Here is a 10,600-nt window from a genome sequence, read left to right on the forward strand (position 1 = left end):
ACGAGACAAGGATTGGAGATGGCAATGGATGGGAATCCGTTTCTGAAAATTCAGCAGCTGGGACGCGCGCTGATGCTGCCGATCGCGGTGCTGCCGGTTGCCGGCCTGCTGCTGCGGCTTGGCCAGCCCGATGTGTTCAACATCAAGATGATCGCCGATGCGGGCGGCGCGATCTTCGACAACCTGCCGCTGCTGTTCGCGATCGGCGTGGCGGTCGGCTTCGCGAAGGACAACAACGGCGTCGCGGGTCTGGCCGGCGCGGTCGGCTATCTGGTGCAGATCGCGGTGATGAAGGACATCAACGACAAGCTCAACATGGGCGTGCTGTCGGGGATCATCGCGGGGGTCGTCGCGGGGCTGCTGTACAACCGCTACAAGGACATCAAGCTGCCCGACTACCTCGCGTTCTTCGGCGGCAAACGCTTCGTGCCGATTGCGACGGGGGTGGCCTGCGTGGTGCTCGGGATCATATTCGGGCACGTGTGGGCGCCGGTGCAGGGCGCGATCGACGTGGCCGGTCACTGGCTGACCACCGCGGGCGCGCTGGGCGCGTTCGTGTTCGGCGTGCTGAACCGGCTGTTGCTCGTTACCGGCCTGCATCACATCCTCAACTCGCTGACGTGGTTCGTGTTCGGCACCTTCACGCCGGCTGGCGGCGCACCGGTCACCGGCGACCTGCATCGCTTCTTCGCCGGCGATCCGACCGCGGGCACCTTCATGACCGGCTTCTTCCCGGTGATGATGTTCGGCCTGCCAGCCGCGTGTCTGGCGATGTATCACGAGGCGCGCAAGGAGCGCCGCGCGATGGTGTTCGGCCTGCTCGCGTCGATGGCGCTGACCTCGTTCCTGACCGGCGTGACCGAGCCGATCGAATTCAGCTTCATGTTCCTCGCGCCGGTGCTGTATGCGATCCACGCGCTGCTGACGGGGCTGTCGCTCGCGATCTGCTCGGCGCTCGGCATTCACCTGGGCTTCACGTTCTCGGCGGGCTTCATCGACTACGTGCTGAACTTCGGTCTGTCGACCAAAGGCTGGTGGGCGATTCCGCTCGGCATCGTGTACTCGATCGTGTATTACGGGCTGTTCCGCTTCTTCATCCGCAAGTTCAATATGGCGACGCCGGGCCGTGAGCCGGCAGCCGCCGATGAGCAGGCCGAAGCGGTCGCGGTGGGCGGTGGTTTCGTGGCGCCGGTCGGGGCAGCAGCCGCGGCAGCGCCGCGTGCGCTGCGCTATATCGCGGCGCTGGGGGGCGCGGCGAATCTGTCGGTTGTCGATGCGTGCACGACGCGTCTGCGTCTGTCGGTCGTCGATCCGGACAAGGTGTCGGAGAGCGAACTGAAGTCGATCGGCGCGCGGGGTGTGCTCAAGCGCGGCGGCAATAGCGTGCAGGTGATCATCGGACCGGAGGCGGACATCATCGCCGACGAGATGCGTACCGCGATTGCGCGGGGCGAGGGTGTGGCAGTTAATACAGCGACTGCTGTCGCGCCGGTTGCCGCTGCGGCTGGCGCGGCTGTATCGGGCGTTCAGGTTGCACAGTCAGCTCAAGCAGCTCAGCCGGCACAAGGCGGCCCGCTCGGCCAGGACCCGCTGCGTTGGCTCGACGCGTTCGGCGGCGCGGCTAACGTGGTGTCGCTCAATGCGGTCGCGGCGACGCGTCTGCGGGTGGTGGTGAACGATCCGGCTGCGGTCGATCGTCAGCGTCTTGCCGCGCTCGATACCGCATGGGTGTCGACCAACACGTTCCATATCGTCGTCGGCGAAGCGGCGCAGCGCTACGCGCAGAAACTCGCCGAGCGTCTGCCGTCGCAAGGCGGCGCGGCGGGAGCGGCCGCAGTGCCGGCCTGATCGTCCGGCCCACTAAGCAGCAACAAAAAAGCGGCACCTTGATTCAAGGTGCCGCTTTTGCTTTGGCGTCTACCGCTCGCGCTGCAAACCTAGCGCGTGGTCTGCTTTGCCGTGTGCATCGCGTCGCGCGACTCGAGCCACAGTACATTGATGACCCCGAACGCCAATGCGACGCCGACGCCGAGCACCCAACTGAAATACCACATCACGAACTCCTGTTGATTCCGTTAAACGTTACGCCGTTCAAGTTCAGTACATCGAATGGTTGTTTTCCTTCAGCGCCGCGGCGGTCACCTTGCCGCGCATCACCCGATACACCCAGCCGGTGTAGAGCAGGATCAGCGGCATGAAGATGATCACCGCGACCAGCATGATCTGGAGCGTCAGGTGGCTCGACGTCGCGTCCCACATGGTCAGGCTGCTGCGGCCGTCGAGTGAGGACGGCATGATGAACGGGAACATCGAGAAACCCGCGGTCAGGATCACGCCGACGACCATCAGCGAGGTCGCGAGGAACGCCGAGGCCTCGAAGCGCGAGCGCGCGAGCAGCATCGCGAGCACGCCGCCGACGAGACCCGCGAGCGGTGCGATCACCATCCACGGGTAGATCGAGTAATTGGTGAGCCACAGTCCCGGCGCGCCGATCACGGTTTTCTGCAGCGGGTTCGCGACCGCGTCGAGCGGCGGTGCGTCGACGATCTGATAGCCGCCGATCACCGTGGCGACCAGCGCGCCCGCGATCAGGAACAGCACCACCGCGGCGAGCGCGGCGAGCCGCAGCGCTTTCGACGCGCGCTCGTGAATCACGCCGTCGGTCTTCCACTTGACGAACGCGGCCCCGTGCGCGGTCAGCATCGCGACGCTGACGAGCCCGGCCAGCAGCGCGAACGGATTGAGCAGGCCCCAGAAGCTGCCGTGATAGGTGGAGCGCAGATCGTTGTCGAACGAGAACGGCACGCCTTGCAGCAGATTGCCGAACGCGACGCCGATCACGAGCGCCGGCACCAGTCCGCCGATGAACAGACCCCAGTCCCACGCGGTGCGCCAGCGCGGGTCGTCGCGTTTGCCGCGATAGTCGAAGCCGACCGGGCGGAAGAACAGCGCGAACAGCACCAGCAGCATCGCGAAGTAAAAGCCCGAGAACGACGCGGCATAGGCGAGCGGCCACGCGGCGAACATCGCGCCGCCGGCGGTTACGAACCACACCTGATTGCCTTCCCAGGTCGCGCCGACCGTGTTCACGACGATGCGGCGCTCCGAGTCCGTTTTAGCGATGAACGGCAGCAGGATCGCCGCGCCCATATCGAAGCCGTCGGTGAGCGCGAAGCCGATCAGCAGTACACCTATCAAAACCCACCAGATCAGTTTGAGGGTGGCGTAGTCCATAGTGAGGGTTCCTCAAGAACGGTGTGGCGGCGCGTTACGCGGCCGTGCTCGACAGCGGCTGGCTGGCCCGCTGTTCGATTTCGTGGTGATAGCGGCCGGTATGCAGCGACGACGGGCCGAGCCGCGCGTACTTGAACATCAGCATGATCTCGATGATGAACAGCACCGTATAAAACAGCACGAAACCGGCGATGCTCAGATACAGGTCGCGCGGCGTCAGATTCGACGCGGCGAGGTTGGTCGGCAAAATCCCCGCGATGCTCCACGGCTGGCGGCCCATTTCCGCGACGATCCAGCCGAGTTCGGCGGCGATCCACGGCAGCGGAATCGCCCATACGGCCCAGCGCAGGAACCAGCGGCGCTTCTCGAGTAGCAGCGTGCGCTGTGCGCAGAACCAGAACGCCAGCACGAAGGTCGCGAGGAACAGCAGGCCGAGGCCCACCATCAGGCGGAACGAGAAGAACAGCGGCAGCACCGGCGGGATCGTGCCCTTGGCGGCTTCGGCGATCTGCGCCGGCGTCGCGTCGGTCACGTTCTGCGTGAAGCGCTTGAGCAGCAGGCCGTAGCCGAGGTCGTCCTTGTGCGCGTCGAACGCGGCGTGCGCTTCGTCGGACGAGTCACCGCCCTTGAGCCTTTGCAACGCGGAATACGCGAGCATGCCGTTCTTGATGCGCGCTTCGTTCTGCGTAATCAGCTCGCGCAGGCCGACCACCGGTTCGTCGAGCGTGCGCGTGGCGATGATGCCGAGCGCGTATGGCACGCGGATCGCGTAATCGGTGCGTTGCTCCTGCTGGTTCGGAATCCCGAACACCGTGAACGGTGCGGGCGCCGGCGCGGTTTCCCATTCCGATTCGATCGCGGCCAGTTTGACCTGTTGAACTTCGCCGGTGCGGTAGCCGGATTCGTCGCCGAGCACGATCACGCACAGCGTCGACGCGAGGCCGAAGCCGGCCGCGATCGCGAACGAGCGCAACGCGAATTCGATGTCGCGGCGCTTGAGCAGATACCACGACGACACACCGAGCACGAACATCGCCGCGGTCACATAGCCGGCCGACACCGTGTGCACGAACTTCACCTGCGCGACCGGGTTGAAGATCACCGCGCCGATGCTGTCGAGCTCCATACGCATCGTCTGGTAGTTGAATTTCGCGCCGACCGGGTTGTTCATCCAGCCGTTGGCGACCAGAATCCACAGCGCCGACAGGTTCGAGCCGATCGCGACGAAAAACGTGACGATCAGATGCTGGATTTTCGACAGCCGGTTCCAGCCGAAGAAGAACAGACCGACGAAGGTCGATTCGAGGAAGAACGCCATCAGGCCTTCGACCGCGAGCGGCACGCCGAAGATATCGCCGACGTAGTGCGAGTAGTACGCCCAGTTGGTGCCGAACTGGAACTCCAGCGTGAGGCCGGTGGCGACGCCCATCGCGAAGTTGATGCCGAACAGCTTGCCCCAGAACTGGGTCATGTCCTTGTAGATCTGCTTGCCGGTCATCACGTAGACGGATTCCATGATGACGAGGAGCCACGTGAGGCCGAGCGTGAGCGGCACGAACAGGAAGTGATAAAGCGCGGTGATGGCGAACTGCAGGCGTGACAGCTCTACGACTTCGTTAACGGGCATGTTGACCACCTTCGGACGGGTGCGGGGTAGACGCGGACAGCAGTGCCTGCGCGACCTGATCAGGCGGCAGCGTCATGTGGCGCGCCTGAGGATGATTGAAGAACGTGTACTTGAGCACCATCAGTAGTACCAACTTGATGGCGAGGATGAGAGCGATATCGCGAGCCAGGGTTGGGCCACGCACCCATCTGGTGAACCGGTTACGCCAACGCGACCGGACTGTGTTGCTGCGATTGATGGCTAGGGTCATGATCGGTCGAAAACGACTTCACGCCGGAGAGTCCGGCCGGATCCAGCTTGTCCGCGCTAAAAGACAAACTGGCGAATGCATGCCGATTGTATGAGTTGAACCTCGCGCGATCCGGTTTAGCCATGCGGCATCGAGTCGCGAGAATCGCCGCGTTTATGCAGTATTGCTATCTTGATTGAGCTACGTCAAGAAAGGTGAACTTAGCGCGAATTCGTAGTGAGCGGAGGGACTGACGCGAACGCGTGGTCGGGGGGATGAAAAAAGCCCCACCGTCTTGCGAGGGAGGGGCTTTGGGGCACTGCGAGCGCGGACCGCGCGCTTCAGTCGATCCGTGCCGCGTTGCGTGCGGCTCGGCGAGTGTTGCTGAATGTCACGCGCCGGATCTGAGGCCCGGCGTGGGCGACTTCAATGCGTCAGGCATACTCGGCCAACGCGCCGCGCATCTTCTTCATTGCGCTTGCTTCGATCTGGCGGATACGCTCGGCCGACACACCGAACTCGTCGGCCAGTTCGTGCAGCGTCGAGCCGCCCGAACCGTCGTCTTCCACTGCCAGCCAGCGCGCCTCGATGATGCGGCGGCTGCGCGGATCGAGCGCGTTGAGCGCGCTGGCGATACCGTCGCTTTGCAGCCGGTCGCGCTGACGCGAAGCCAGCACCGCGGTCGGCTCGCTGTGCGAGTCGGCCAGATAGGCGATCGGCGCATACGACTCTTCGCCGTCTTCGACCTGGCCTTCGAGCGCGATGTCGCCGCCCGACAGGCGCGTTTCCATCTCAGAGACCTCTTCGCGCTTCACGTTCAGTTCCTTCGCGAGACCGTCGATCTCGTCCGGCGTGAAAGCGCCCAGACCCTGCTTGTGGCTGCGCAGGTTGAAGAACAGCTTGCGCTGGGCCTTGGTGGTGGCGACCTTCACCATCCGCCAGTTGCGCAGAATGTATTCGTGGATCTCGGCCTTGATCCAGTGCATCGCGTACGACACCAGGCGCACGTTTTGCTCCGGGTCGAAGCGCTTGACGGCCTTCATCAGGCCGATGTTGCCTTCCTGGATCAGGTCGGCGTGCGGCAACCCGTAACCGAGGTAGTTACGCGCGATCGACACCACCAGCCGCAGGTGCGACAACACCAGACGGCGTGCGCCTTCCAGGTTGTCCTGCTCGCGAAATTCGGTGGCGAACTGGCGTTCTTCCGCCGGCGTCAGCATCGGGATCCGGTTGACCGCCTGGATATAGGCGTCGATGTTGCCCAACTGGCCGGGCAGCAGGGAGGAATGCGAGAGCGCCAGGGCACCTGCCGGAGCGGCCTTAGCCGACGACGGGCTCAAAGTACTCGGAAGGGTCATTGCATGGCTCACGTGTAAAGCTCCTTTGGAATCAGACAATAGCGTACTCAGTAAACGACTCCAGCGATGGATGTTAGCACTCTGATCTAACGAGTGCTAATACTTAGAGGCTGTAGGGGCATCCAAGTTCCCATTAGCCTATTGAAATTTAGTTTCTGATAGTCATCAGACTCGCTATTTATCCGGCATGCCGGAGGCGTAGAAATTACCGGTGGAATTATTTTGTATCTTATTAATCACCAGTATTTCGAGATTGTGAAGTGTTTAATTGCGTATTTATCTCATTGGTTTCGCCGTTCATGCTATTAAGTTTCTATTTAAAATTACCCGCACTGACGTATTGCTGAAGAAGTCGTAAATACGGGTGCCAGATGAAGAATCACAATGTTGTTTTGCGTGGGCTGACTCTAAAAAGCCTGCTCGCGGCGCTGTTGCTGGGCGGAGCGGGCGCGGCGTCGGCGGATCAGTTCGGTGTTCAGGTCGCGGGCGGCGTGGGTGACCGTCACGTCAGGAAACTCGATCTGGGTGCGGTGTGGGACCCGCATCTGACATGGTGGCAGATCGGCGACTGGCACTTCGCACTGCTCGGCGAAGCGCACGTCGCGTGGTGGCACACCGATGAAGGCAATGTGCATGGTGACATCGGCGAAGTCGGGGTGACGCCGGTGATTCGCTTCATCAAGTCGTCGGGCCTCGTGCGGCCGTTCGTCGAGGTCGGCGCCGGCGTGCGGCTCCTGACGAGCCCGCGCATCTCGTCCGACTTCACGCTCGGCACCGCGTTCCAGTTCGCCGATATGGCCGGCGTCGGCCTGCAATTCGGCGGACATCAGCAGTATGTCGCCGGCTACCGCTTTCAGCATGTCTCCAATGGCGGTATCAAAGAGCCGAATCCTGGTATAAATTTCAGCCAGCTATATTTGCAATATAACTTCTGACCGTGACCGCCTGCGGCCCACGGCGTACGAGGGGCTCTGCAATGGTGGCAAAGATGATCGAAGCGATTCGCGGACTCGAACGGGAGCGGTTTCGCGCGATGGTCGACGGCGACGGGCAGTCGCTCGACACGCTGCTCGCGGACAACGTGAGCTACGTTCATACGAACGGCAAGCGCGAGACGAAGCGGCAGTTCATCGACGGGATCACCGCCGGGCGGCGGCGTTACCGGCAGATCGAGGTGCAGTCGCAGGAGGTGCTGCCGGCTGGCCGCGAGACCTACATCGTCACCGGGCGCGCGCTGATCGAGATGGAAGCGAACAACGGCGCGCTGCTGTTTCCGATCGCCTATACCGCGATTCATACGCACGAAGATGGCCAATGGCGGCTGATCGCGTGGCAGGCGACACGTTGCGCGCTCGAGTGAGCCGCGCGTGAAGCGATGGTGCGGTGAGCGCGGCGCGGGGCATCTCGCAACAGTAGAGGGTAGCCAGTAGACGGGGGCGGCGGGCTCACAGATCGTGCGAGCCCGCTTCGAACTCCGGTGCGATTCACGTCAGCTTCCGATCGAAGCGGTGACCGCTCGCCGGACGCGCTTCGTGAGCGCGGCGGCGGCAGCAGCGGGCAATGCGGGTACGCATGCCGCTGCAATCAACTGAAGTTTTCCAACCCGGTTCAGATACAGGCGGGCTCGCGTTCGTCCGCCGGAGCTTCGTCCGCCCGAGCCGGTTCGATCTCGCGGCTCCCGCCCGTGGCGGCATCTTCGCCGCACTCCGCCGACGGCTGCGCCGCGCGCAGCGCAACGTCGCCCGCATACGGGTGCCGCGCGGCCACCGGAAGCCGCGTGCAGCGCTCCGCGACCTGCCGGATCGCGGCGAGCGCCGAGAAATCCAGACCGCTGTCGATCCCCATCGCGTCGAGATTCATCGCGAGCGTGACGAGGTCGACGTTGCCGGTTCGCTCACCATTGCCGAACAGACAACCCTCGACGCGATCCGCACCCGCCAGCAGCGCGAGTTCGGTGGCGGCCACCGCGGTGCCGCGATCATTGTGCGGATGCACCGACAGCACGATGCTGTCGCGATAGCCGAGATTGCGGTGCATCCATTCGATCTGGTCGGCGAACACGTTCGGCGTGGCCGCTTCGACGCTCGCGGGCAGGTTGACGATCATCTTGTGATCCCGGGTCGGCCGCCACGTCTGCGCGACCGCGTCGCAGACCTCGCGCGCGAACGGCAACTCGGTCGTGTTGAAGGTCTCCGGCGAGTACTGGAAGGTCCAGTGCGTGCCGGGCCGCGCCGCCGCCTGCTCCTTGATCAGCCGCGTGCCTTCGACGGCCAGCGCCTTGATCTCGTCCTTCGACTGGTTGAACACGATGCGCCGGAACGACGGGCAGATCGCGTTGTACAGATGGACGATCGCGCGCGGCGCGCCGTCGAGCGCGTCGAACGTGCGCTCGATCAGCTCCGCCCGCGACGGCACGAACACCTCGATCGTCACGTCGTCGGGAATGCGCCGCTCGACGATCAGCCGGCGCACGAAATCGAAATCGGTTTGCGACGCCGACGGAAAACCGACCTCGATTTCCTTGAAACCGATCGCGACCAGCATCTCGAAGTATTCGAGCTTCTGCGCGGCGTTCATCGGTTCGATCAGCGCCTGATTGCCGTCGCGCAGGTCGGTGCTCATCCAGACCGGGGCGGCGTCGAGCGTGCGGCTCGGCCATTTGCGGCCGGTCAGGCGGACGGTGGGAAACGGACGGTATTTGTCAGCGGGATTGCGCAACATGATGAGATGCCTCATTCGTGGTGTCGCCGGCGGGAGGGTGGGGCGTCGAGCGGTTGGCCGACTGCCGCGCGTGCACGCCGGAACGTGCACTGAGTCCTCTCGCTTCGTCCGCGCGGTAAACGGACGAATGCAAACGACGACGGGTTGTGAAGAACTACGATTGGGGGTGAAACGGAACTGCGGGAACTGCCGGGAGGACCGCCACTGGCAACTGGAGCTGCCAGCACGCGGCGCTACGCGTGACTTACGCTAGACGTAGCGATAGGGGCCGAGCTAGTCGGCCGAAGGTAATTCGGAGGGTGTTCGGAATGGAACGCATGGGCGCCAATGTATGACGGCAGGCGGCGGGCTGTCAACCCGCGGTGCCTGCACGCGGCGCGTTGGCGTGAGCTGGAAAGCCTGGACGAGGGCGCGCCGTAGGACGCGAGCCGCCTCGCCCGGACCGTGTCAATCCGCCGTTTTAGCGATGTCGGCGATCAGTTCGACCTGCCGCTCGATCGCGCCTGGCACCGGCGCTTCGCCGCGCAGCACCGCGTCGATCCAGGCGGCGGTGGTGGCCGCGTCGCGTGCTTCGGGCAGCTCGACCTCGGGCGCATCGGCCGACGAACGCTCGTGCGGCAAGCGCGTTTCGCACACGCCGTCATGCAGCCAGTCCACTTGCACCTGACGCCGTGTGTCGGCGACCGCCTCGCCTTCGGTGCCGCGCGCGAGCAGCGCGCCGCCGACCGCCGCGTCCGGGTGCGAATTGAACAGCTGCGTGAGGCTGTCGCGATACGGCGGATGCGTGTAGTTCACGAGCCGCAGCCCCGCGGGCGCGAACGGCTGCAAGAGCTTCACCAGCGTATGCGTCGAATTGCGCACGCCCATCCGCCGGCGCAGCGCGAGCAGGCGCGCGAGTTTCGGCGCGAGCACGTCGATCGACGCGAACGCGACGCGCCGCTCGGCGAGGCCGTCTTCGATCTGCGCGTGCGACTGCGCATGCGCGATCCGCAACTGCGCGAAGATTTCCGCGCTGGTCACGCGGCCCGGATCTTCGGTGACGCCGTGCACCAGCACCGGCACGCCTTCGCGCGCGAGCAGCAGCGCCAGCAGCGGCACGAGGTTCGGCTGCTTGCGCGCGCCGTTGTACGACGGAATCGACACCGGCCGGTACGCGCCGTGCGGCAGTTGCACCGGCTCGAACGACGCATGCGCGGCCGCCAGCATCGCGGCGAGTTCGTCGGCGCTTTCGCCTTTCACGCGATACGCGAGCAGCACCGCGCCGAGTTCGAGATCATCGACGCGGCCGTCGAGCATCGCGGTGTAGAGCGCGCGGGTGTCGTCGGCGGTCAGCGCGCGGGCGCCGTTCGGCCCGCGGCCGATTTCCTTGATGAAACGGGCGCAGGGGAAGGGGGAGGCGGTGTCGGTGGAGTCGGTCATCGGGCGCAAGGG

General features: G+C 64.3%; 9 protein-coding genes and 1 pseudogene. 3 read left to right on the top strand and 7 right to left on the bottom strand.

Features of this window, described 5'->3' with window-relative positions; genetic code table 11:
- Positions 1 to 24: 24 nt before the first annotated feature.
- Entirely contained in the window at positions 25 to 1,848 is a 1,824-nt protein-coding gene (gene nagE, locus BTH42_RS01915; RefSeq protein WP_075295208.1) for an N-acetylglucosamine-specific PTS transporter subunit IIBC, read from the top strand.
- Positions 1,849 to 1,937: 89 nt separating this feature from the next.
- Here nagE and cydX read toward each other — a convergent pair whose 3' ends face one another.
- From cydX to rpoH, 5 genes are all read right to left on the bottom strand, one after another.
- Positions 1,938 to 2,054 (bottom strand): cytochrome bd-I oxidase subunit CydX, encoded by a 117-nt coding sequence (gene cydX, locus BTH42_RS01920; protein ID WP_075295210.1) that lies wholly within the window; start codon positions 2,052 to 2,054, stop codon positions 1,938 to 1,940.
- Between the two features lie 43 nt (positions 2,055 to 2,097).
- Entirely contained in the window at positions 2,098 to 3,234 is a 1,137-nt protein-coding gene (cydB, locus tag BTH42_RS01925; RefSeq protein ID WP_075295212.1) for a cytochrome d ubiquinol oxidase subunit II, read from the bottom strand.
- Between the two features lie 34 nt (positions 3,235 to 3,268).
- Positions 3,269 to 4,861 carry a cytochrome ubiquinol oxidase subunit I gene (locus tag BTH42_RS01930; RefSeq protein ID WP_075295214.1) on the bottom strand — a complete coding sequence of 531 codons (1,593 nt, stop codon included), beginning with the start codon at positions 4,859 to 4,861 and terminating at the stop codon, positions 3,269 to 3,271.
- Positions 4,851 to 5,111: a cytochrome oxidase putative small subunit CydP gene (gene cydP / locus BTH42_RS01935; protein WP_075295216.1), complete on the bottom strand. Its 261-nt coding sequence runs from the start codon at positions 5,109 to 5,111 to the stop codon at positions 4,851 to 4,853. Before cydP ends, BTH42_RS01930 begins: the two co-directional genes overlap by 11 nt.
- Before the next feature lie 413 nt (positions 5,112 to 5,524).
- Positions 5,525 to 6,460, bottom strand: a complete 936-nt coding sequence (rpoH, locus tag BTH42_RS01940) for an RNA polymerase sigma factor RpoH (RefSeq protein WP_075295218.1) — start codon at positions 6,458 to 6,460, stop codon at positions 5,525 to 5,527.
- Between the two features lie 359 nt (positions 6,461 to 6,819).
- Between rpoH and BTH42_RS01945 the strand changes: the two genes are divergently transcribed.
- Entirely contained in the window at positions 6,820 to 7,383 is a 564-nt protein-coding gene (locus tag BTH42_RS01945) for an acyloxyacyl hydrolase (protein WP_075295220.1), read from the top strand.
- Between the two features lie 41 nt (positions 7,384 to 7,424).
- Positions 7,425 to 7,808 (top strand): nuclear transport factor 2 family protein, encoded by a 384-nt coding sequence (locus BTH42_RS01950; protein WP_075295222.1) that lies wholly within the window; start codon positions 7,425 to 7,427, stop codon positions 7,806 to 7,808.
- A gap of 370 nt (positions 7,809 to 8,178) precedes the next feature.
- Here the strand turns inward: BTH42_RS01950 and BTH42_RS01955 are convergent.
- Both BTH42_RS01955 and ybiB read right to left on the bottom strand, forming a co-directional pair.
- Positions 8,179 to 9,169: pseudogene (locus tag BTH42_RS01955) on the bottom strand (2-isopropylmalate synthase); the annotation flags it as partial.
- A 447-nt stretch (positions 9,170 to 9,616) separates the two neighbouring features.
- Positions 9,617 to 10,588: a DNA-binding protein YbiB gene (gene ybiB, locus BTH42_RS01960; RefSeq protein WP_075295226.1), complete on the bottom strand. Its 972-nt coding sequence runs from the start codon at positions 10,586 to 10,588 to the stop codon at positions 9,617 to 9,619.
- Positions 10,589 to 10,600: the final 12 nt, after the last annotated feature.

The sequence above is a fragment of the Burkholderia sp. SRS-W-2-2016 genome (genome assembly GCF_001931485.1).
Classification (GTDB): Bacteria; Pseudomonadota; Gammaproteobacteria; order Burkholderiales; family Burkholderiaceae; genus Paraburkholderia.